The sequence below is a fragment of the Paenibacillus agilis genome, assembly GCF_007786455.1.
GTDB lineage: Bacteria > Bacillota > Bacilli > Paenibacillales > Paenibacillaceae > Paenibacillus_B > Paenibacillus_B agilis.
Genome location: NZ_VNJK01000001.1, coordinates 1,848,265 through 1,870,831, shown reverse-complemented (window position 1 = coordinate 1,870,831; position 22,567 = coordinate 1,848,265). Strand labels below are relative to the sequence as shown.

The 22,567-nt window shown below is 40.3% G+C and carries 28 protein-coding genes and 1 pseudogene; 6 read left to right on the top strand and 23 right to left on the bottom strand.

Annotated elements, in window-relative coordinates; translation table 11 throughout:
* Positions 1–34: 34 nt before the first annotated feature.
* The 7 genes from FPZ44_RS08485 to metH form a co-directional block, all read right to left on the bottom strand.
* Positions 35–913: a deoxyribonuclease IV gene (locus FPZ44_RS08485; protein WP_186785968.1), complete on the bottom strand. Its 879-nt coding sequence runs from the start codon at positions 911–913 to the stop codon at positions 35–37.
* Positions 906–1,748, bottom strand: coding sequence for a DNA-formamidopyrimidine glycosylase family protein (locus FPZ44_RS08480; RefSeq protein WP_144989238.1), 843 nt, complete (start codon positions 1,746–1,748; stop codon positions 906–908). The genes FPZ44_RS08485 and FPZ44_RS08480 overlap by 8 nt, the downstream gene beginning before the upstream one ends.
* Complete coding sequence (locus FPZ44_RS08475) at positions 1,749–2,606, bottom strand: HAD-IIA family hydrolase (protein WP_144989236.1); 858 nt, start codon at positions 2,604–2,606, stop codon at positions 1,749–1,751.
* Positions 2,566–3,501, bottom strand: a complete 936-nt coding sequence (locus FPZ44_RS08470; RefSeq protein ID WP_144989234.1) for a DMT family transporter — start codon at positions 3,499–3,501, stop codon at positions 2,566–2,568. The genes FPZ44_RS08475 and FPZ44_RS08470 overlap by 41 nt, the downstream gene beginning before the upstream one ends.
* 33 nt (positions 3,502–3,534) lie before the next feature.
* Positions 3,535–4,626 carry a Gfo/Idh/MocA family protein gene (locus FPZ44_RS08465; RefSeq protein ID WP_144989232.1) on the bottom strand — a complete coding sequence of 364 codons (1,092 nt, stop codon included), beginning with the start codon at positions 4,624–4,626 and terminating at the stop codon, positions 3,535–3,537.
* 265 nt (positions 4,627–4,891) lie between these two features.
* Entirely contained in the window at positions 4,892–5,833 is a 942-nt protein-coding gene (gene rnz / locus FPZ44_RS08460) for a ribonuclease Z (protein ID WP_144989230.1), read from the bottom strand.
* Positions 5,834–5,982: 149 nt separating this feature from the next.
* Entirely contained in the window at positions 5,983–9,420 is a 3,438-nt protein-coding gene (gene metH / locus FPZ44_RS08455) for a methionine synthase (RefSeq protein WP_144989228.1), read from the bottom strand.
* Between the two features lie 177 nt (positions 9,421–9,597).
* Between metH and FPZ44_RS08450 the strand changes: the two genes are divergently transcribed.
* Positions 9,598–10,137, top strand: a complete 540-nt coding sequence (locus FPZ44_RS08450) for a 1,2-dihydroxy-3-keto-5-methylthiopentene dioxygenase (RefSeq protein WP_144989226.1) — start codon at positions 9,598–9,600, stop codon at positions 10,135–10,137.
* Between the two features lie 81 nt (positions 10,138–10,218).
* Here the strand turns inward: FPZ44_RS08450 and FPZ44_RS08445 are convergent, their stop codons facing one another.
* The 5 genes from FPZ44_RS08445 to FPZ44_RS08425 all read right to left on the bottom strand — a co-directional run bounded on the left by FPZ44_RS08445 (position 10,219) and on the right by FPZ44_RS08425 (position 13,013).
* Positions 10,219–10,650, bottom strand: a complete 432-nt coding sequence (locus FPZ44_RS08445; RefSeq protein WP_261378251.1) for a FixH family protein — start codon at positions 10,648–10,650, stop codon at positions 10,219–10,221.
* Between the two features lie 242 nt (positions 10,651–10,892).
* Complete coding sequence (locus FPZ44_RS08440; RefSeq protein ID WP_144989224.1) at positions 10,893–11,708, bottom strand: HAD family hydrolase; 816 nt, start codon at positions 11,706–11,708, stop codon at positions 10,893–10,895.
* Positions 11,709–11,722: 14 nt separating this feature from the next.
* A complete protein-coding gene (locus tag FPZ44_RS08435) occupies positions 11,723–12,238 on the bottom strand; it encodes a methyltransferase (RefSeq protein ID WP_144989222.1) in 516 nt (171 codons plus the stop codon).
* Positions 12,239–12,312: 74 nt separating this feature from the next.
* Positions 12,313–12,528: a DUF896 domain-containing protein gene (locus tag FPZ44_RS08430; RefSeq protein ID WP_144989220.1), complete on the bottom strand. Its 216-nt coding sequence runs from the start codon at positions 12,526–12,528 to the stop codon at positions 12,313–12,315.
* Positions 12,529–12,650: 122 nt separating this feature from the next.
* Entirely contained in the window at positions 12,651–13,013 is a 363-nt protein-coding gene (locus FPZ44_RS08425; protein ID WP_144989218.1) for a LysM peptidoglycan-binding domain-containing protein, read from the bottom strand.
* Positions 13,014–13,249: 236 nt separating this feature from the next.
* Here FPZ44_RS08425 and lexA point away from each other — a divergent pair, with 236 nt between their 5' ends.
* Entirely contained in the window at positions 13,250–13,879 is a 630-nt protein-coding gene (lexA, locus tag FPZ44_RS08420; protein WP_144989216.1) for a transcriptional repressor LexA, read from the top strand.
* 105 nt (positions 13,880–13,984) lie between these two features.
* On the opposite strand, the gene FPZ44_RS08415 is transcribed toward lexA, so the two are convergent.
* The gene (locus FPZ44_RS08415) at positions 13,985–14,467 is read right to left on the bottom strand and encodes a hypothetical protein (RefSeq protein ID WP_144989214.1); all 483 of its coding nucleotides are present in this window, start codon (positions 14,465–14,467) and stop codon (positions 13,985–13,987) included.
* 317 nt (positions 14,468–14,784) lie between these two features.
* Between FPZ44_RS08415 and FPZ44_RS08410 the strand changes: the two genes are divergently transcribed.
* Positions 14,785–15,360 carry a DUF4352 domain-containing protein gene (locus tag FPZ44_RS08410; protein WP_186785967.1) on the top strand — a complete coding sequence of 192 codons (576 nt, stop codon included), beginning with the start codon at positions 14,785–14,787 and terminating at the stop codon, positions 15,358–15,360.
* 274 nt (positions 15,361–15,634) lie between these two features.
* A complete protein-coding gene (locus tag FPZ44_RS08405; RefSeq protein WP_144989210.1) occupies positions 15,635–15,922 on the top strand; it encodes a phosphatidylinositol kinase in 288 nt (95 codons plus the stop codon).
* Between the two features lie 353 nt (positions 15,923–16,275).
* On the opposite strand, the gene FPZ44_RS27085 is transcribed toward FPZ44_RS08405, so the two are convergent.
* From FPZ44_RS27085 to FPZ44_RS08380, 5 genes and pseudogenes are all read right to left on the bottom strand, one after another.
* On the bottom strand, positions 16,276–16,359 hold the full coding sequence (locus tag FPZ44_RS27085; protein ID WP_418789171.1) for a hypothetical protein: 84 nt from the start codon (positions 16,357–16,359) through the stop codon (positions 16,276–16,278).
* A 430-nt stretch (positions 16,360–16,789) separates the two neighbouring features.
* A complete protein-coding gene (locus tag FPZ44_RS26810) occupies positions 16,790–17,155 on the bottom strand; it encodes a hypothetical protein (RefSeq protein ID WP_261378250.1) in 366 nt (121 codons plus the stop codon).
* Positions 17,156–17,228: 73 nt separating this feature from the next.
* Positions 17,229–17,339: pseudogene (locus tag FPZ44_RS26805) on the bottom strand (helix-turn-helix domain-containing protein); the annotation flags it as partial.
* 178 nt (positions 17,340–17,517) lie between these two features.
* Positions 17,518–17,895 carry a hypothetical protein gene (locus FPZ44_RS08385; protein WP_144989204.1) on the bottom strand — a complete coding sequence of 126 codons (378 nt, stop codon included), beginning with the start codon at positions 17,893–17,895 and terminating at the stop codon, positions 17,518–17,520.
* A gap of 120 nt (positions 17,896–18,015) precedes the next feature.
* Complete coding sequence (locus FPZ44_RS08380; RefSeq protein WP_144989202.1) at positions 18,016–18,198, bottom strand: hypothetical protein; 183 nt, start codon at positions 18,196–18,198, stop codon at positions 18,016–18,018.
* Positions 18,199–18,533: 335 nt separating this feature from the next.
* Between FPZ44_RS08380 and FPZ44_RS27190 the strand changes: the two genes are divergently transcribed.
* Positions 18,534–18,725 (top strand): DUF6199 family natural product biosynthesis protein, encoded by a 192-nt coding sequence (locus FPZ44_RS27190; RefSeq protein WP_472795734.1) that lies wholly within the window; start codon positions 18,534–18,536, stop codon positions 18,723–18,725.
* 673 nt (positions 18,726–19,398) lie between these two features.
* On the opposite strand, the gene FPZ44_RS08375 is transcribed toward FPZ44_RS27190, so the two are convergent.
* On the bottom strand, positions 19,399–19,656 hold the full coding sequence (locus FPZ44_RS08375; RefSeq protein ID WP_144989200.1) for a hypothetical protein: 258 nt from the start codon (positions 19,654–19,656) through the stop codon (positions 19,399–19,401).
* A gap of 108 nt (positions 19,657–19,764) precedes the next feature.
* Here FPZ44_RS08375 and FPZ44_RS08370 point away from each other — a divergent pair, with 108 nt between their 5' ends.
* The gene (locus FPZ44_RS08370; RefSeq protein WP_144989199.1) at positions 19,765–19,989 is read left to right on the top strand and encodes a helix-turn-helix domain-containing protein; all 225 of its coding nucleotides are present in this window, start codon (positions 19,765–19,767) and stop codon (positions 19,987–19,989) included.
* A 492-nt stretch (positions 19,990–20,481) separates the two neighbouring features.
* Here the strand turns inward: FPZ44_RS08370 and FPZ44_RS08365 are convergent, their stop codons facing one another.
* The 4 genes from FPZ44_RS08365 to FPZ44_RS08355 are packed head-to-tail and all read right to left on the bottom strand — an operon-like array spanning position 20,482 to position 22,514.
* The gene (locus tag FPZ44_RS08365) at positions 20,482–21,192 is read right to left on the bottom strand and encodes a hypothetical protein (RefSeq protein WP_144989197.1); all 711 of its coding nucleotides are present in this window, start codon (positions 21,190–21,192) and stop codon (positions 20,482–20,484) included.
* A 4-nt stretch (positions 21,193–21,196) separates the two neighbouring features.
* The gene (locus tag FPZ44_RS26425; RefSeq protein WP_186785966.1) at positions 21,197–21,334 is read right to left on the bottom strand and encodes a hypothetical protein; all 138 of its coding nucleotides are present in this window, start codon (positions 21,332–21,334) and stop codon (positions 21,197–21,199) included.
* A 6-nt stretch (positions 21,335–21,340) separates the two neighbouring features.
* Positions 21,341–21,850: an accessory gene regulator B family protein gene (locus tag FPZ44_RS27080; protein WP_144989195.1), complete on the bottom strand. Its 510-nt coding sequence runs from the start codon at positions 21,848–21,850 to the stop codon at positions 21,341–21,343.
* Positions 21,807–22,514: a hypothetical protein gene (locus tag FPZ44_RS08355; protein ID WP_144989193.1), complete on the bottom strand. Its 708-nt coding sequence runs from the start codon at positions 22,512–22,514 to the stop codon at positions 21,807–21,809. The genes FPZ44_RS27080 and FPZ44_RS08355 overlap by 44 nt, the downstream gene beginning before the upstream one ends.
* Positions 22,515–22,567: the final 53 nt, after the last annotated feature.

Genomic DNA, 22,567 nt, shown 5'->3' with positions numbered 1-22,567 from the left:
GAGGCAAATTGATTGTGAATATCATACATACAGCTTAATTCGAATAATGCAGCTGCCTCAAGATTTCCCATTCCGGCTGATGAAATGACACATCACTTGCAGGTGTCTCCAATACATTCATCACTCCGTGTAGCTGCGACGCAGATAGCAGCTCTTTCATCGCCGCCAATGATATATGCCCTGTGCCAAGCTGAGCATGACGGTCTCTCATAGAGCCAAACGGTTCTGCTGCATCATTCACATGAACGACTTCTACATCATCCCAGTAGCCCAATCGATCTCCATCTCGTAAAAGTTGTTCCGTACCTAATTGATTATCCGCATGCCATAAGCCACTCACATAGGCATGACATGTATCAAAGCAAAATCCAACCCGTTCCGGGTCGATACATAATTGCTTGATTTGAACATGTTCTTCGAATGTTGAGCCAATACCACCATACAGGCCCGCTTGGTTTTCCAATAAAATAAGCGCTGGCCCCTTATACATAGCCAGCACGGTATTTAATGTGGTTAATATATCTTGATAGCCTGCCAGACGGTTAGATTTCTTTGCAACTCCAAAATGTACAACGACTCCAATTGCACCTGTTACCTCGGCAATTTCCAGGTCATTACACAAGCTTTGAATATGTTGTATGGCCGCCTCAGGTTGATCATGAATCGATATCGCCAAGTTCAAAGGATAGGCAGAATGAATAACCGAGCGCAATCGGTAATGTTCCATCAATTGACGACAACGCTCGGCCTCTGCTGTTACAAATTGCTTCACCTGCAAACTGCGTGGGTTCTTTGCAAAAAACTGAAAGCTCGAACAGCCTTCCTGTTCATACAGAGCGATTGCCCTTTCTGCCATGCGAACATAACCGCCACTTAACTTAATGTGGCAGCCATAGCTAAGCTCATTAGCCATGTGTACAGACAGCTTCAGGAGCATGTTCATGCTGACAGGAAGAACAGTATACAGAAACTTTTCCACTTATCAGTACATCAGACAACTCCGTCCGACATTTACTACATGCCTCACCTTGTCGACCGCTAACTGCATAAGTAGGAGCTCCTGGCTGTTCAATAGCTTCTTGAAGCCATTGAACCATGCTTGTGTATATCGCTTCCCAATCGCAGGACGATAACGTCTCTGTTTTTACAGTCGGCATAATACCTGCTCCAAAACAAATCTCATCAGCAATTGCAGGAGAAATACCAGCAATCAAAGCTTGATTCGTGAGAGCTGTGCGAAGTGCTGTCCGCCTCTTTGCAAATCGACTTTGGAACAAAGCTGCATTTAAATTGCGACTAAGCGGCTCAAGTCCCCATTCTTTCGCAATATCATCCATTTCTTTGGCACTCAGCCACTGGAGTGAAAGAGTACGCGCGCCAGTCACATTCCAGCTTCCTTGATCAAATGAAATAAGCAATTGTGGTTGAACAGTAACACTTGCGATTGCATCTATAGAGTCAGCACTATCAGTCATACCAGCTTCTGTATCTGCTGAAGTTGTTGTATGGAACAGCGCTCCATTCCCTACTGTTAATAATAATCTTCTGCCATCGTCTAAATGAAATACAATTCCTTTAGCACGACGCTCTACGTATAACAGCTGTCTTCCTACTAATCCTTGCTCTAATTGCTCAATGGATACATTCGCCCAAGATTCCTTCAACAGTGAAATCGCTCTAAATCGTTGCCCTACAAACAACTGATTCATCTTTTTACGCTCTCGCTCTAATTCAGGTAGTTCTGCCATCTATTCCAACGCCCTCTCTGTATCATTATTTTCATAATTCTGCTCGAACAGCAGCCTAACTTGCTCAAGATTATCAAATACATAATCCGGAAGGTCATTACTGTTCTCTCTATACGATGCATAAGATGACTTTGAGGTCACTCCTGTAAGCACTAATGCCGTAAGACATTTTGCTCGAATACCCGCCTGGATGTCTGTTAACAAATTATCTCCAACCACGATCGCCTCAGATGCTGTGCACTCAAGTTGTTTAAGCGCCACTTGCATAATAATCGCTTCTGGCTTTCCGATACAAACAGGTTCTACGCCTGAAGCAGCCTGTATAGCCGCAGCAATTGTGCCTGCACCAGGAGAAATTCCTTTATCTGAAGGCAGCTGTACATCTGGATTCGTCACAATAGAAGCTGCGCCTTTACGAATTGCAATCGAAGCAACTTCCAGTTTATTATAAGTAAATTGTCGATCAAGTCCTTGAACGACAACATCAATTTGCTTCTGTTCTGCTATTGAAGGATCACTTGTCCATCGAATATTACAATCCGATAACGCCTGCTGTAATCCCTCTTCACCAATCATAAAGACAAATGGATCTTTATAATGATCTCGAATAAACATGGCCGCCGCCTGCGCAGAAGTCAGTACATCCTCTGTTCTTGCTTGAATGCCCATTTTCTCCATTAGCGCTGCTATTTGCTGCGGGGTACGAGTAGAGTTATTGGTCACAAACAAATAAGGCACTTTCCACTCTTGCAAGCACTCAATTAAACGATCAGCTCCATCTATAGCTTGAGATCCGTGAAACATCGTCCCGTCCAAGTCAATGAACGCATGAAGCTTGTTCGGCATTGTTTTGCTCATGGCGTCTTTGTTCCTCTCTAGTTGTTTTTATTCCGATAATGGTAAAAGCAAATACCCCACAAAGTACAATAATTGCACCGATCCATTGCTGCATTGTCATCTGCTCATTCAATATCAAGTACGCAAACACCCCGGTAAATATTGGGTTTAAATTTAGAAACATTCCTGCTTGTGTTCCTCCTACACGCTGTACTCCAATGTTCCAGAACATCATAGCTGCAACTGTAGCACCAACACTTGTATAGGCAATACCTATCCAGAACCAGGTATCCCCTGTCGTTGAGATCAAGTTTCGCCACTCCAACGGAAGCATGAACAGTACACCGATAATACCTCCCCAGAACGTGGACAAAAACGGTGATATATACATCATAGCCCATTTTGATGCAATTGAATATATGCCCCAAATGAGAACGGAGCCTAGCATCCATAGATCTCCAATATTAAATGACATTAACCATAAACGTGATAAATCACCTTGTAGGATGAAATAAATAACCCCGCTAAAAGAAACACACATGGCAACGATTTGCAGCGTATGTAAACGATCACGATAAATGATAAAGCTCAAAAGAGCAATCATAATAGGATTTAAGGCTGAAATTAAACCTGTATTCGTAGCTGTTGTGTGCTCCAGTGCATAGAACATGCATACATTGAACAGCAACACTCCTGTAAGCCCCATTAACAGAAGCGGCAGCCAAGCAGCACGAGGAGGAAGTATTTTCCTCTCTTTTTTCAATACAATAGGCAGCCATACGATAATCGCTATTCCCCATCGAAATAAGACTAGAGTCAGCGGCTCCGCATGATCGACAAGTAATTTACTCGCTACAAAATTGCCTCCCCACAACATGCTTGTAAGGATAAGAAGTGTGTAGATGAATCCTTTCATACGTTTCCTTCTCTCTTAGTCGTATACCGAACCTTATTGGTCCGTTTGTTTGGAAGAAGCGATTACTTTATCCACCCAGCGTTCAACAGCATATCCATCTGACAAGGTCGGTGCAATATCAGCCCAACGATTATCTCCCGTCATTCTCAAAATAAAATGATGAAGAGCGGCAAAATGGCTGTCCTGAAACACACCAAGTGTAGCCTTCTCATCCGGCAGCAGTTCTAGGCTATCTGGTATTGGTAGGCTTGGCACAACACCACTTATTAAATGTACATCGGGCATCCGATCTTTTTCCAAATCACATGTCATACTTCCTTTAGTACCGACGATATGAATACGGAAAGCATCTGATCCGTAAGCAATGCGAGATACTTCTATAGAGCCACGTATACCCGTTTCTGTTTCTATATGCATCGAAGCCCAGTCATCTACATGCACTTCAACTTGTTCCGTAGAATGCACAGATACAGGTCTATTTTTAACAAACGTATGTGTACGACCATCTACTTGTTTAAAATTCCCAAACCAATGACGAACTAGATCAAGCGCGTGGACACCTATATCCGTAATCGCCCCACCACCAGATAATTCATCACTTAATCGCCAACTGAATGGACGGTCTGCATTCAAATAACCTGAACGCATGTACGCAATGTTGCACTGTAGCACATCACCGATGATTCCTTCCTTAAGACACTCACGTATTCGCATCACGGCTGGATGATATCGGAATGTAAAAGCTAGTTGTTGCGGGTAGTGTGCTGGTACAGTAGCCAATAACTTAGCTGTTTGCTCAGCTGACTCTGTTACAGGCTTCTCGCAATACACGGCTTGATTGAAACTCATTGCAGTCTTTACCTGCTCAGCGTGAAGTGCATTAGGTGTACAAATACTTACTGCCTGTGATTGACCACGTTCTAACGCAGTTTCCAGTTTATCTGTCACAAAATGAAAGCCAATTTGCTTCGCTTGTTCCGCCAAAGCCTCTGGTCTTCTCGTTACTAATGAATCCAATACGGGAGTGACCGGCAATCGTTTAATGATAGGCAATGTACGTAGCGCTACAAGATGTGTCTTTGCAATCGTACCAAACCCAACAATCGTAAAACCAATATGATGCATGGTGTGTGTCCACCTTTCTTTTCTAAACCATATGTAACTTAACTTTAGCTCGTTGATGGCCTCATGTTGTAAGTTGCTTCATTTATTGTAAATAACGCAAAGCAGCGTTGCAAGCACGTTCTATATCCAATCCTTCGACATCATGAGATATAGCAACCTGTCGAAATGGTGCACGCGGTTATTTATTCAGTCGCTTTTTCATCTAACTGTCATATCCTGCGCTTTCCCGGAAAATAATTCGTATTTGCGATATGAAAAAAACGGCTTACGCCGTTCCTTCCGCGCCTTCTGCAATTGTAACAACATGATGTTCCAATGCAAGTACCGTGTTGGGAAATACACTCTGTGCCTCCGTTAGAAGCTCATCCATCTGTTCCCCTTCTTTATATCTGGAACTGAAGTGGTTCAGCGCAAGCTTCTTCGCACCAGCTTCCCTTGCAATTTCTGCAGCTTGCTGTGCCGTACTATGACCATATTCATTCGCATTATCAGCCTTGTCATGCATATAAGTAGCCTCATGGACAAGTAAATCAGCGTTCCGAGCTAAACGTACTGCATTATCACAAGGTTTCGTATCTCCCAAAATAGCAACCGTTCGACCTGGTAATGGTTCTCCCAACACGGAGGTAGCAAACAATAACTCCCCATTCGGCAACTGCACATCTTTACCTTGTTTAAGCTGACCATATACTGGTCCTGGTGGAATCCCTTTATCACGCAACAATTCGAACTTTAGTTTACCAGGACGATCCTTCTCCACAATACGATAACCAAGTGTAGGAATTCGATGCGAGAGCTGCATCGCGGTTACAATGAATTGATCATCTTCCCATACGACTCCTGGTTCAATCTCCTTGATAAGCAGCGGATAGGAAACCTCGGTTCGGCTTACTCCGAAACAGACTTTCATGTAATCGCCAATACCTTTAGGCCCAAATACCGTTAATGGAGTCTGTCCTCCTTGATATGAGCGGCTTGAAAGAAATCCCGGTAGCCCAAATAGATGGTCACCATGTAAATGCGTAATAAATATAAATTCACATTTGCTCATTTTTAATGGCGAATGCAGAAGTTGATGCTGGGTACCTTCGCCACAGTCAAACAACCAAAATGTTCCTCTCTCCTCTGTCAAGCGAAGTGCGAGGCTGCTAACATTCCGCGTTGTCGATGGCATACCTGCCCCTGTCCCCAGAAAATAAATGTCCACACTAACACCCCTCTCAAACTTATGAGTCTCATTGCGTATACGTTTTCTGACCCACTTGTAGACGATAAATATATTGAGCTTGTAATAAAGCCCCTGCACCGTAATGACGGACAGAGGCTTCTTATCCTAATACTATTATGATTCCTATATCACGCTTTATCTACATTAAAATATTGAGCTTGCGGATGCGCAAACACCATAGCACTAACAGATGCTTCTGGCTCCATCATAAATCCTTCAGTTAGTAGGACACCTATATCTTCCGGCATCATAAGCTTGAACAATGGCTCCTGGTCTTCTAGATCCGGACAAGCTGGATAGCCAAAGGAAACTCGAATACCTTGATAGCGGGCGCCAAAGCGCTCCTTCATAGTCATCGTATCAGGATCTGGATAGCCCCATACTTCCCGCATCATATGATGAATCCGCTCTGCCAATGCTTCCGCCAATTCTAATGCTAAGGATTGCAAAGCATGTGAACGCAGATATTGTCCCTCTTGCTTCCACAGCTCAGCTTGATCCCGGATTCCTTCACCTGCAGTAACTACAAGGAAACCAACATAATCCATAACACCACTTTCTTTCGAACGAAGGAAGTCCGAAAGACACAAATACGGTGCTACTTTCTGACGAGGGAAAGTAAATGTATGGAGTACTTCCTCTAGACGATCTGGATTGTAGATATGAATCGAGTTCCCTTCAGATTGCGCTGGGAAGAAACGATACATAGCATTAGCACGCAATTGCCCCGTTTGTTCACCATGTATAAGAAGTTCATCAATCGTCGCCTTTAATTCCACTGCCTTTGGATCTTTAGCAGCCAAGAGCTTGTCTATTGTTCCCTTTAGACCCAAATGATGACCTAATAACATTTGCATATTCACATAAGGTACAAGCTGCTTTGTTGGAATGTCACGAATAACGTGACGGTTCAAGTCAGGTGGCAAATACACCTGCGCCTCACCAATAGCAGATCGTTCCACTCTCGTTAATTCAGGCAGTACCTGTTCTTCTTCCGTCTCACGAGCTAACCTTTCCTTATGTGCTCTTAGTTCTTCCACCAATATAGACCGTTCATTCGCATCCATTAGTTTATTAGCCAAGTCCAATCCATCCATTGCATCTTTTGCATAGAGAACAAGACCATCGTATTCTGGACTAATGCGATTTTTCGTGAACTTCCGTGTCAATGCAGCTCCGCCCACTAAAATAGGAACATCGATTCCTGCACTGCGCATATCTTGAGCTGTGATAACCATCTGTTGTGCTGATTTTACAAGCAAACCAGATAGCCCGATTGCATCCGGCTTCTCCTTGCGATACGCTTCGATCAGCTGATCAGGCGGGACTTTGATACCTAGATTCACAATCTGATATCCATTATTAGATAGTATGATTTCCACTAGATTTTTACCAATATCATGTACATCGCCTTTTACAGTCGCCAACAAGATTTTACCCTTTACAGCACTCTCGTTCTTCTCCATAAAGTTTTCTAGATGAGCAACAGAGGCTTTCATGACTTCAGCACTTTGCAATACTTCCGCAACGATAAGCTCGTTGTTGTTGAATAATCGGCCTACCTCTTCCATGCCTTTCATCAACGGCCCGTTAATAATCTCAAGCGGCATATATTTTTCCAAGGCCAATGTTAGATCAGGTATGAGTCCTTCTTTTGTTCCTTCTACAACGTAAGATGCAAGACGTTCTTCCAATGTAAGATTGCTTATCTTTTCTTTCTTTTCAACCTTACGATTACGAAATGCTGCTACGAACTCTGCTAAAGTCGCATCATTTGTGTTATACAGCAGCTCTTCAGACAGCTTGCGTTCATGCTCAGGGATCGATGCATAACGCTCAAGCTTTTCTGTATTTACGATTGCGTAATCCAGCCCTGCCTTTGTACATTCATATAAAAATACGGAGTTAAGCACCTCACGACCAGCCTCTGGAAGACCGAAGGAAATGTTACTAACTCCCAATATAATTTGACATTTTGGCAACGCTTGTTTAATTAATCGGATACCTTCAATTGTTTCTTTGGCAGACCCAATATACTGTTCATCACCAGTACCTACCGGGAACACAAGTGGATCAAAAATAATATCTTCGGATTGTATTCCAAAATCATTTACTAGAATGTCGTGAGACCTCTTCGCTACTTCTAATTTATCTTCTCGTGTAATAGCTTGTCCACGTTCATCGATCGTACCAACAACTAATGCTCCCCCATACCGATGGACGATCGGCACTACTTGCTCGAATTTTTCCAAGCCATCTTCAAGATTAATGGAGTTAATTATCGCTTTACCTTGTGTATGCTTCAGAGACATCTCGATTACTTTCGCATCGGTCGTATCTATAACTAGAGGCACTTTTACTTTCTTAACAACTTCTTGTAAAAAGGCAGCCATATCTGTTGCTTCATCCCGATCAGGATCCTGCAAACAAACATCGATGACATGCGCCCCATTCTTAACTTGCGCACGGGCAACTTCAGCAGCTTCTTCAATTTTGCCTTCGGAAATTAATCGCTTGAACTTGCGTGAACCTAATACATTTGTTCGCTCTCCAACCATATAAGGGCGACCGCTATCTTCTATGTACACTGTCTCAATACCCGATACAGCTGGGGGATGATCACCATAGACTCTTCTCGGTTCATACTTTGATAACGTCTCTGCAAGCACACGAATATGCTCCGGAGTCGTACCGCAGCACCCTCCAGCTACGTTAAGCCAGCCTTGTTCAGCAAAGGCAGCAATTTTTCGTGCAAGAGATTCAGGAGATTCATGATACAAACCATTTTCGTCGGGTAAGCCCGCATTTGGATAACAGCTAATTGCCGTCTTTCCAATTCCCGCTAACGTTCTTATATGATCGCGCATAAATTCTGGACCAGTTGCACAGTTCAAACCTACCATTATTGGTTGCAAATGCTCAAGAGATATGTAGAAGGACTCTATATTCTGCCCTGCTAACGTCGTACCCATTGGCTCAATCGTACCAGATATCATTAACGGCAGCTTTTTCCCTGTTGCCTCCATAGCACGCTGGATACCAATAGATCCCGCCTTAACATTCAATGTGTCCTGTGATGTCTCTAACAACATGACATCAACACCTGCTTCAATTAACGCCAGCGCCTGATCATAATACGTTTCGATTAGCTCATCGAACGTAACGCCACCAGTAACGGATAACGTCTTTGTCGTTGGTCCCATAGCACCAATAACATAACGAGGATGTTCAGGAGTCGAATATTTCTCCGCCGCCTCAACTGCTAATCGAGCAGCTTCTAAGTTCAACTCTCTTGCACGATCTTGAATATCATACTCCGCTAATACAAGACTTGTAGAACCAAACGTATTCGTTGATATCAAGTCTGCACCCGCAGCCAAGTATTGTTCATGAATATCTCGAATGACATCAGGACGAGTAACAACTAATATTTCATTACAACCGTCCAAATGCTCTCCACCAAAATCTTCAGCAATCAAATCAGCTTGTTGAATCATAGTGCCCATTGCACCATCTAGTATAAGAATGCGCTCTTGCATACGCGCGGTTAATAATGGTTTCGTCATCCGCCTGCCCACCTCTGTCTCAAAACGTTAGAACTAAGTGTAGCAGAAGTCCAACCAATAGGAAAGAATAGGTTTTCGGGTGTGAATAAAAATGTTTCTTGCCCAATCATTTCCTCTGTACTATAATACCAAGTAAACCTAATGGAATAATACAATTGGAGAAGCGAGGGATCGGCTATGGCACAAATTCGAATCCGTAACACGAATGAAACGATAACTGGAGTAGAGCCAATACGGGAGTATTTGAATAGTGTTGGAGTTTTGTATGAACATTGGGAAGGAGATAAACTTCCTGCTGCACTTAAGGAAAAGTTTATTCTCTCTGATGAAGAGAAACAACAAATTCTATCCGTGTACGACGAGGAAATTCGCGATTTAGCATCCCGTCGTGGCTATTTAACCTGGGATATAGTCGCATTGTCTGATGCTACTCCCAATATCGAAGAACTATTAAAGAAATTTGAACAGGTTCATACTCACACAGAGGATGAGGTTCGTGCCATAACAGCAGGCGAAGGTTATTTCATTATTAAAGCATCTGAAGAGATCGGTTATATTGATGTGCTAGTGGAATTAGGAGATGTCATTTCTGTACCTGAAAATATTCCTCATTTCTTTACATTATCAGATAAACGTCAAATTGTAGCTGTTCGTCTATTTATTGAGACAGAAGGATGGATTGCTCATCCTTATGCGGACCCTGCATTTGTAAAATAAAAATAATCAGCAGCCCCTAATACCCTCGTGGTACAGGGGCTTTTCTATCTAATATAGAGGTAGATTTTTTTATCTCACCTATTACTTAACCTTAAATTGTTTTTTAGGCATAGAATGAAGATCTCTTGCATCAACGTGAGAAATGACAGTATACGCTCCAGGCTTATCGAAAGTGTGTGTAAACTCATACTTTCCATCTTCGCCCCATTTCCCTTCATTGCGTTGATGCTCTTCTCCATCTAACCACCATTCAAACACAACCTTCGCATCATCAACGGCTGCTTCCTTTTGCGTAACACGAGCAATAATAGTTACTTCTTTATTTGCCGTCACGGTTTCAGGTACTGTAAGATCTACTTGTATCGGAATAAGCTGAGCTGCTGGCGCTGATGAGTCTGCTTGCTGCTTTGCATGAGCATTGTGTCCCTTGCCAGCTCCATCGTCATTGCTACAACCTGCTAGCAATGTCATTGCAAAGATAAGTAAAGCCATAACTTTACGCAAAAGATACACCTTCCTTGTTCTACAATATCCATTCATATGTAATTACGTTAACACACCCTACTATAACAAAATATGGATAACTCGATACAGCTACTTCTGAGCACATATGTGAACAGTTTATGACATAAATTAGATTAACCAATGAATGAAATTAACCAGCAAGCATGAAGCAGGCCTGTACTTTACGGCAAGCATAATTAATATTAGTAAAACTTGTAACAAAAAAAGCCCGCCATATGACGGACTTCCCCTTAATTAACGATCTCCTGTTGCTTGTTAATGGATTCAATTACTTCAAACAAGTCATGCAAAGATTGTATAGAATACTCGGGTCTAATTTCCCCCGTCAATGGCTTATCATTTCGATTCAACCATGCGTTATGCATTCCTATACTAACAGATCCTTGAATGTCCGTCGTTAGCTTATCTCCCACCATCAAACCTTCATGAGGACGTATATTTAATAACTTCATAGCATGTTCAAACACGATTCTCGACGGCTTCCCTTCAGAAAAACGCCCCGAGATAACCACATGATCAAAGTAGCTCGATATAGCGGGTACGCCATCCAACTTTTCTTGTTGTAAACACGGAGCACCATTTGTTAGTAACAAGAGTGGATAATTGGCTTTGAGCTTCTTCAGAACCTCGAAAGTATCCTCATAAACATATGGTCTTTTTCGACGCTCTTCCATAAATCTCTCGGCACAAGCTTGTCCTAATTTCTCGTTATCAACACCTAGGTTTCTAAGCCCTTCTGTCCAAGCCGCTACACGATACTGTGGTGCCAACTTTTGTAGAATACGGAATTCTTCATGCTCACCGCCAGTGAAATGAGCCCACAAAGCTTCAAATGGATTAATTCCAATATTCTGAGTGAATGCATATGTCTCATAAGTAGCATATAATTGCCGAGCAGCAGCACGAACGGCTTCTTCCAACTGCTTCGGGTCTACACCTGACTGTTCATTTGCATACTGACACGTTGCATCAAATGCTTCTTCTACACTGCGTTCATCCCACAATAACGTATCGTCTAAATCAAACAATACCGCCTTAATCGTCATCGTTCCCAACTCCATTACTTCGACAATTTTTCGTATGCGATACCATGCTGCTCAGCAAATTTAATTAAACGCTCACCCATTGCGTCTGTATCATACCGATTCATAACGCGCGAGAATACCCAATTTGCGCCTTTCTTCTCAGGCCAAATTACAATATAACCAGGTTGAATCGTAATTTTCTTAATATCCTTAGCTGAAAGGACACGAAGTCGATTCCACTTTGGAGTAGAAAGATAGTCTTTCGCTACTTTTAAATACGGTCGACGCACAAACAAAATAATCCCGAGTGCGACATAGGCTATAACGGTCACCCAATATAATGTAGGAGACTGAGCCATTGCCACTGCGTTACCAAGGAATGCATATAATAAAGATACAAAGATCAGAGTAGACGGTAAAATAAAGTTACGACCCTTGAACTCATCGTATTGTTCGCTACCTACTTTAATCTCTTTCTGGCCTGATTTTTGACGCTGCTTGTTGAGTGCAGAGCTATTTTTACGTACTTTTCGTTCCCAACTGCGAGACATTGCGGTCCGACCTCCTACTATAATCACTATAGCATATCAACATAAACTGATTCTTCAATTAAGGACGTAAATAATTAATGTACGATATCTGATGAGGAGCCATTACCATTTTCCTCTTCATCTTCTACCCATTTTACAGTATCCAAATTGTTGCGAACCTGTTGACGGAATAGTACCAAGTATTCTTCGCGCAATTTCGCACGCTCAGCAGTTTCTTCTTCATTCAAACCAATTGTCTTATGTTTGCGAGCCAACTCATTAATGCGCGCAATCATGTCATCGATGTTCATTGTATTACCTCCGTCTTTACTAGCATATCCTTTACTTTGACACGGTAGCTGGTTAATGTCAAGCAAACTGAGGCTAATAAAAGGAGTGCCACAACCATACATTGTGGCACTCAACGATTGATTCAACGATCTAATGAAGAAACGAATGGAATTTCAATTACTTCCCCCACTTGCAGGTGCCTTCCAACTAAATTGTTATGCTGTAAGATATCATATACATGCTGTCTAATATCATCCCCATCATTTATGTATTCCTTAGCTAGATCCCATACCGTATCCCCCGGCTGAACAATTACTTGCAACATATTTTCTTGACTTCCCGCTCCCCCCGACCAAGCCTGAACAATAGAGCCAAAAGCTACAGATAATACAAGAACTAATACAGTAAATAATCCAAGCCTCTTTCCATTAAGAAAATGACGTCTCTTTGGTGTATGTAAATGAGTCTCACGTTGATTATAAATGGATTGATAAGTTGTGCGCATACGAACTCCTCCAAACGCTTGTTCTTATTTTCAGCCAATAATGTAACACGAACATTTGTTTGAGTCAATGCTTTTCAAGAACCTATGTTCCCTTTATTTTGATTATGAAGGTATGATCACTACTCGATCTTCTATTTATTTATTGAAACAGACTATTTTTTAGAACTTACGTTTGTACGAACGGTAGTTCTATGGTATAATTTCTGACAAAAGTGTACTCATTGGAGTTGATAACTTTGTCAAAAATATCGAGCCGTCAACAAGCGATACTCGAATTCATAAGAAATGAAGTCCGTCTTAAAGGATATCCACCTTCCGTAAGAGAGATTGGAGAGGCTGTAGGTTTAGCATCTAGCTCAACTGTACACGGTCATCTTGATCGCCTTGAGAAGAAAGGATTCATTCGCAGAGACCCAACTAAACCTCGCGCTATTGAATTGCTCAGTCATGAACAATCTGAGCGTATGCATGATTTCTCGAACACCATCGCTCGAGTTCCAGTAGTTGGAAAGGTAACTGCCGGTGAGCCTATCACAGCAACTGAAAATATTGAAGATTATTTCCCGTTACCTATTCATATGGTAGGAGACGATTCAAATACGTTTATGTTGACTGTTTCAGGTAGCTCGATGATCGAAGCAGGCATACATAACGGAGACTATGTCATCGTTCGCCAACAGCAAACCGCTTCTAACGGGGATATCGTTGTTGCTATGACGGAAGATAACGAAGCGACTGTGAAAACCTTCTACAAGGAGAAGGATCATATACGCCTTCAACCGGAGAACTCCAGCATGGAGGCTATCCGTCTTAAACATGTTACGATCCTAGGCAAGGTAGTTGGCCTATTCCGTGATTTCCATTAATAAAACTATCATTTACACATCAGCTATGTGAACAAATTACAACAATTACAAATAGAAAAAGGAGCTTTCCACAATTGGGTTTCAGCCAATGGGAAGCTCCTTTTTCTATTGGTTTACATCAAATGGTGGAGGTGTAGTTTCGTGAACGCTTGTTGTATATAGTTCATTTATGTCTGTTCCTGAATTATGGGGAATCACATTCCACAAAAACGTTGCCCCAGGATTTATAGCTACTCTTTGAAGACCCTCAGCTTTACCAGGTCCTGCATCATGTAAATAAAATGCTGGAGTGTACGATCCATTGGCATCACGAAACATATACTGAAAATCTACATTTAATGTTGAGGAGGAACTCGGATATACAGTGAAAGCAATGTACATCATTTCCGACGTTTCATTCTTTACCGCGTACCAATCATTATCATTGGCCCCTAGATAAGTCTGCCACGAACTGTTTAAAGGAATATGAAATGGTGTAAGATGGCTATCTGCAAATCCCGGTTCTGCTGCTACTGGGTTAGAAAAACCAGAGAAACCAAATACAGTTACAGCAGTTACAACTGCCACTAAAACTTTTTTCAATTTCACACTATCATCTCCTATTAATTGTATTTACAAGAGTATAATACCATAAAATTCCTGTAAATTAAACTTCAAGAGATGGTCTCTATTTACACATCACAGCTGATTTTTTTTAAGCATATCCATTCTTTTTACTACATCAAAAAATATCAAGCAAGGAATTACAATGTGCAGCCTAAACTTTATTAGAACTATATCCAATCAACTCTACCGATTAATCAATTAGTCCTATGAACCAAAAGTCCCAGTTTTTTCATGGTACTGTTTGTAACATTCTGATATTATACAGGCTGTATGTAAATATAACCAAAGGGGAGTATTCCATGAAAAAGCCGTTCTACAAAAAATGGTGGGTATGGTTGCTAGTTATTTTTATTGCAGCTGGTATCGCAGGACAACAAGGTGGTAGCAATACTACAGGAACCGCAGCACCAGATACAAGTGGAAAAGGAAGCTCAGATGTTAAAGCAGCAGAGAGCCAACAAGAAAAACAGCCTCAACTTAAAGCTATAGGCGAAGAGCTTCAAGTGGGAGATGTTGTATTTAAAGTAAATAAAGTGTCCACTACTAAAGAGATTAAAGACGGCCAATTCTTGAGTTATAAACCTGACTCGGATGGCAGCGTATATTACATAGTTAATGTAACTGTTAAAAATGCAGGGAATGAAATGATTAATACAGACTCATCATTTTTCCAACTTAAGAAGGGCGAAGTAACTTATGCCCCTTCAATCTTAATTACTACGTCCAAGGACTTCTTCATGTTTGAAGGTATAAATCCAGGACTAGCTAAGACTGGTAATGTCGCTTTTGAAGTGCCAAAAGACGCTAAAGATTTTGTCTTGAACGTTCAAACTGGCTTTTTCGGAACAGAGCAAGGTCAAATTAAATTGAAGTAATTTCAGAAAAAGAGTCTAGGAGCTAATCCTGTGGCTCTTTTTTATTAACTTCAAGACTTATTTCTTACCTCCACATCTTTGCGATATGGTAAGGACTTAAGCTTTTTTCCAACTGGAGCCTACCACCTCTGCCTTAATCTCATTTGTGTGCCCTTTATTTATCCACTGTGAGCCACGAGGGAATAATATCATTTTCACCAATGGGCAAATACCGTGAGCATAATAGGTAATAACCCCATAGACTAATGTAGATTATACGTTTAGGAGGACTAGAATGGATCAGAACTTTTTAAAGCAAGCCTGTTGGAACAGTATGAACAAATATGTTGGTATTCAGACAAATGACGGTCAATCACATGATGGTTTTATTGCTCATGTCGATGAAAACTACGTTACCTTGGCTATACCTACTAATGAGGTCCTAACTGGTAAGCCCACAGAAAATTCAGCAAACAGACAATTTGGCTTCCATCCCGGCTTTTTCCCTAGACGTCGCTTCTTCTTCCGCCGCTTTCCATTCCCCTTTGTTACATCTTTATTTTTGTTACCGTTTTTCATCTAATAAATTCATCGAGAATCATGGAGTATGATGCATTCTTATCCTTACACTATTAGTAAAGATTGTTGTGCGTCACCTGAGAATTAATACAGTAGAAGCTCTAGATTGCTCTAGGGCTTTTGTTGTTTTCAGGAAATGTTGAAAGACTATTTTAAATCCATCGGATGTAATGACCTACGCTGCAATATGAATTGGCAGAATCAGAATAAACTCATATTAAAATAATGTAGATAAGATCGTAATTATATATCCAAGCCTTCGCTATTCAACGCATACTCTAAAATATTAAAATGAGCTGAACCTCCACTACTCCCAATACACTACTTCGATACCCTTGAATAGCTTTAAATAAAGCCCTATCTTGCAAGCTGATTCCGGTACTTGACCGGAGCCAGCTTGTTTAGTTTTCTCTGTGGTGAATTATGATTATAAAAATGGATGTATTCTTCAATTCTGCTTTGTGCTTCTTAGATTGATTGGATAAGGATAGAATGCTTCTGTCTTTAGATGGGAGAAAAAGCTCTCCATTGAGGCGTTATCATAACAATTCCCTCGACGAGACATGCTGATTTGGGCGCCAACTTTTGGCAGCATGTCGTGGTAATCGAAGGACGTGTACGGAGTCCCCTGCTCCCTGTGAACGATCAGTCCAGTCACGTCTTTCTTTTTTTCCAAATGCCTTTGCGAATGTCTGAAGTACAAGTTCCTTATCATTGCGTAAGCTCATGTTGTATGCCACGATTGCGTTTTGGCACAAGTCTTTGATCGCAGAGAGATACAACCATGTTTCGCCCACGTTATACTATATAATGTCTATTACCCATTTTTGATTAGGGACATCTGCCTTGAAATCGCGATTCAAGAGGTTTCTTACGGCTCTGTCACCATGATTCCATTCACTATGATAACGGAATTTACGGCGAATTTTAGCTCGTAGCCCCAGCTCTTGCATGAGATGGTGTACCTTTTGTGATTCATCCATATCCCGTGATCTTGATACATAAACAATTGAATTTGTCGACCTCCATATATTCCTTTGTAGCGTTCATAAGTAGTATGAAGCATCTCTTTGAAAAACTGATCCTTAGCTACAGCTTTTCGTTTGAGATAAGCATAGAATCCACTTCTGGCTAGACCGACCTCTTTGCACAGCTCTGCAACGGTAAAATACTCTCGCAGCTCTTCGACGAGCCAACATTTCTCTGGTACACCCCCGCTTTCGTAATGGCCAACCACTTTTTAGGACCGCATTCTCCATTTCGAGCCGCTTCACATAGCGATTCTCATCGATGTATTCTTTTCGCTTTCCACGCGTGTCTGTAAGTCCGGAATCTCCCATCTGGTTGTAACGACGCATCCAGACTTTTAAGCGTCCCACATCGGCAATACCTAATTCCCTAGCTACCTTCTCTTTTGTCATACCTTGTAGTCGTATCTCAATTGCTATCTTTATCGTTTCAAAAAAAACTGTACGTTAGATACTTTCGTCATAACGAAAAGCACCCCCTATAGTTTTCATCGGTATAAACACTAGGGTGTTTTTCCAATGTCCACTATAAGGGGTGCGCTTTACTTTTTGTGAGATGCATTTTGTTCAATTATGGTGAAATTGTGGGATCATCTTGATTTTTCATACTCTCTTCTATTCTCTTCATGAGTTCATTTATATCAGTTTCATCTTCTGGTTCTTCAATTACTTCTACTAAGGTATCTGGTGTCATTTTTATATAGGATTCAGCCTCAACGCCTTCTGAAACATCTTTTTCATAAACGATTTCTTGTTCTTGTGAGAAACCTAAAAAGTCGTTCAGAACTAATAAATTATCCATGTACAACTCACCATTTTTCGTAATGTCTAAAGTTCCACTTGGTGAATCATATGTTAGTCCCTGGAATCCCGGGCTACTAACTAAAACAATATCATATTTAGATACATGCTTTATTAAACTACCAGTTGATTCTGCAACTACCCTCAAAGGAATACCCTTTAGGTCACGATCCGCCCGGAGAAGGAGGAAAGTATAGTTTAGTAAGCTGTTATTTTCGTAGACTTGTGTAAGAGTCTATATATATAAGTGGCTTTCGTAAGGGGAAAACTATGCAACCCTATACACTATTTTTCCGTCGATTTCTTTTTCTTTTATGTGCACTTTCCCAACACGGACAAAATCAAATAAAATTGTGATTGTTTCTGATATAGTAATACCTTCCTTTACTTTCAAAAATACTTTTTGTGCTTCAACTTCATTAAAGTGATTTTCCTCAAAAGAACTCTCCATAAGTACTAGAAACACCTTCTGTTTTTTACCAATCAATACAGTCCGCCCGTGAGAGGTTAGTTGATTTCTAAACATAAATAATTTCGTGTCATTTTCTGTATAGATTTTCTATTTCTTATCTTTTAACTGTTCAGCATGTTCTTTGAACTGTTTCTTGATATCATTTAACGTTTCTGGTTCTAAACCATCTACGGTTTTAGTACTTTCTTCTATTTTCTTCGCGGCAGTTTCTAACTGAATTTCCTCCTTGCATTGTGGAACATTTTGTAGTTATTAGCGTACCTATCTCTATAGGAGTTGATACTGTGTTCAATTTCATCCTGATAAGTGTATTGATGATTTTGATAGGTTTGTTTGCCATTAAAAATCCAGAATCATGGTGGTTTAAGAAAATAGGAGATGATTCCGAGCCTAATGATGAATATCTTGCCTCAATACGCTTTAGAGGAAAGTTATTCATTGGACTTTCCCTTCTTATCATCGCAACATTTCTTTGTTTGATCTTGTCCACCCTTATAGGGCCATAAGGCCTTTAGCCATCATATTTTTTTATCCCTGATATGTTTATGTAATTTAGATATTCCATTTCCCATCGCCGTACCCACTCTTGTTTGCACTGTTCGACATATGTTCCTTTACGTATCAGGCCGAACAATTGGTGATCTGCCATTCGCTTGATGACATAATTAATATCTCGTACATTGGCGGTTATGTTTGTCTCTCCTTATAAGGACATAAGCTCCACAAAATAAGTATATATGTTCGTTTTAAGTATTGTAAAAGCCCGTTCCAGCATGGGTTGTAGTGAAGTATGATAAATATAAGGACAAGCTCAATACATTCTTTGTTGGCTATCAGAAAAAGTAATTGGGCATTTGTTGGACATTGCGCAATCAACAGCTTCAAACCCAAAAACGTCCAACAACATAAAAACCCCCAAAGCCTTACGGCTCTAGGGGTTGAGATGATTAATATAAGGTCATGTATTGATCGCGTTCCCATTGGTGAACTTGAGTTCTGTTAATGAACCACCTTTAAATATCGTTAAATAAAGTTCGTAAATATGCACTAGATATGCTTTTCTTCTACCGACCTTCAATAGTTGATAATAGTCTGTAATGGAAAGTTGGGCATTTATTGGGCAGATAGTTGGGTATTATTTAAAAGGCAAGAGAACTCATTTAATTGGGTGCTCTTGTCTTATTTGTATATCGACAACGCTAGATCAAAAGCTTCATTAAATGCCCGATTGTATACTTCAGTAGCAATGTTCTCACTTTGATAGTTAAGCAACTCTTCAAGTTCCAATAGTAAAGCATTAGCCTCTTTACAATCCAATTTTTCTTTTAATAGATTCATGTTTTGAGTAAATTTATCATATGTTTCTTTTGATTCACATTCTGCTGCTATTTCTTCTGATCTCATTTTTACCCATGGCACTAAACATTCTTTCAACATCAGGCTCATCCCCTTGTCTAGTTGTGTACATTTTAACAAGAATGCCTAAACATCCACACAAAACATGATATAATTGCACTAAACTTGCTTATCCCCGAAGGAGATCTCATGTTTAAGATCACTAGGGGGCGCTGTCTGTTAAAAATGCGAATTAGTGATGCTAAAACCACTCAAGCTAAATTGGCGCGAAAAACTGGATATTCGGAACAAAGAATTTCTAATTGGGCAAATGGCCGTGAACCAATCCCATACGATGTAATCGTACTTTTCGCGCACATCCTTGAATGTCACGCCGAAGATTTCTATAAGTGGACCATCACTGAGGAAGCCTAAACAGGCGCCCCTCTAGTTAAAAACTATAGATATATCTATAGTACAACCAGTCACTTCCCCCTTATTTCCACCACCCTGTGTGTAATGTAAATTCACGTACTTTGCTATCGATACTCAATAACATCGGATCGTATGTTTGTATTCAAGGTTAAAAATCCCCGTTATAGATGACTTATCACCTACATAAATCACAATATTAATGCATCACCACCTAGCTATTGAATGCTGCTATGCAGCTTAAATTATGGATCATTGGCTGACTGTTGCTTTTTAATTTGGAAAGTCAAAATGAGAAGAATTTAAATCGAGTGGAGCTGAGGTATATTGGGGCATCACTCCCTGTTGTGTGTATGTGTTTGCATATAGATCATACCAAAAAGGAAAGGAATATTTTGTCGAATTCCGACGATTAGTTTTTTTTGCGCTAGGGGGGGTTGAAAATTCTTGACAATAGACAAATCCTGTGTTAATCAAAAAGACTCGCTATTTTATTTAGCGAGTCTCAATTATGGGTACGATGCCTCGAAAACGTTTCGCCATCGTTTTACCTATTGAAGTTGTATATTCACTGTCATAGAAGTGTACTACTTGACCGTATGGGGTTATTTCGATCTGTTTAATGTTTTCTACATTCGCTAATACTCCACTATCTATTTGCGTTAAAAAAGGAAAAACATCTTTACACTGCCTTAATGTAAGACCGGGCTCATACAAACCTAAATGAGTTAGAAAACTTGGGACTCGATATCCATTTTTAGTATCGAACAATTCAATTACACATACATCTTTGAGTGCTAAAACGACAACTTTTCTAGTTTCTACTTCTACGGCAAATACATGTCTCGTTTCCTCAGTTGTGTTAACTAAATCGATGATCTCATATTTAGCATTAGAAATGCTTATCTTTAAATCAATGCTCTTAAACGAAATCATATGTCCATAATTTTCTGACTCAATCTTAGCTATTAAAGCCTTGTTTACAAGATGCCAGGGTTGCACAAGTTCAAAGCTCTGTAACCCCTCGTCGCAATTCTCCAAAGATAACGGAACGGTATATAAGCCCTTTTTGGTAAAGTATCTTGGAACCTCGACCTTTTTAAATGGATTCCAGTTCTGCACGAATAACAGGTCATTAACTGTGAATGAAAAATCATCGTTACCTTCATCGAGAGGGACGGAAAAATAAGATTTCATGTAATGCATAGCTTTATTTAGCCTTCTCTATTAGCTGCTTTAAAGAATGCGGAACTGCCAGTGCTCCAAATACGCTCTTTTTCCTTTTGGCTTGGTTTACTGCCTCTTTTTCGGAGCTTTTAATAATTAATTTAGAAAGTTTAATATTCATCGTCTCTCACCTCCTCCACTTAATAATGGTTAGACCTTGAACGAAAAAAATGATTGTTAAAATACTTGATTGGAAATAGAAATTGCTCGCTACAACTAAACTCGAGAATAATTTTAATTGGTCGTCATTTCGCTCAACAACTAATTCTTCATACACATTTGGAGCCCACACTATATACATAAATAATGATAGAGCCGTAAAAATAATTTTAATTTCCATTTCTAGTTGAACTAACGGTAACAATCCACAAAACAATGATGTCACGATTGCACAAACTGTAAGGGATTTAAAATGAACCCCTCCTGATAATGTTCTTATCACTTTCAATGCTACAAGCGCAAATAAAGCTTCTAAAATGTGACCCAGCAAAAAACCTATTAGAAACGTGAATAAATTTATTGTGTACCTGCATAAGCGATTTGTAAGACCGTATGTAATAACCTCAAGATCGGCCTCACTATCTGCAGAATTATTAATAGCTTTTATTGCGATACTGCGCGATAGCCTTTCTAGCATTCTCGGCCTCACTCCGATCAGAGAAATAATATGCAGTCACAAAGGTCACTAAGGACAGTACCATAATTCCAATATAGAGTTGCGCAAACAACAGCGCCAGAGTTACAAAAATCGTCACTGTCGATATTGCTGCACTAATAATAGCAACTCTATTACCATACTCAGCGTAGTTCTCCTTGAAAAAGAAGTCATGTGGTGGCACTAATATAAATGAGAATCCTCTACCTGTAACCCATAAGAATAAGCTTATTAATAGTGCAACAGTAATTGAAGATATTTGGATAATGTATACTGATAACCCTGCAGTATCGAAAATAACCGTATTATTAGAAAGACCAGCCCATGATGTTAAATGATAAATAATCATTTGGAGAGATATATAAGCTGACCACCCTGAACCAAGTATGAACGCCGATAAGTGCATTCTATATTTGAGTGTATACCTATAGAAAAGCAGAAATAGAACGAATTGAATAGGAAGGTCCCACTCAGGTTGGCCGACTGCTATTCGCATAGTGAATGAGACAATTGCAATAATGCCGCAGAATATTAGTATCTGAAATATATATTTTCTGACTGGAAGACGGTACAGCTTGAGAATCAGCAAGTTTACTGCAAGCGCATCCAAAACACTTAAACCTATGTATGATAAAGTCGGGTCCACATGTACACCACCCTATTAGTATATAAATCCATTATAATGTGTGATTGAAAATA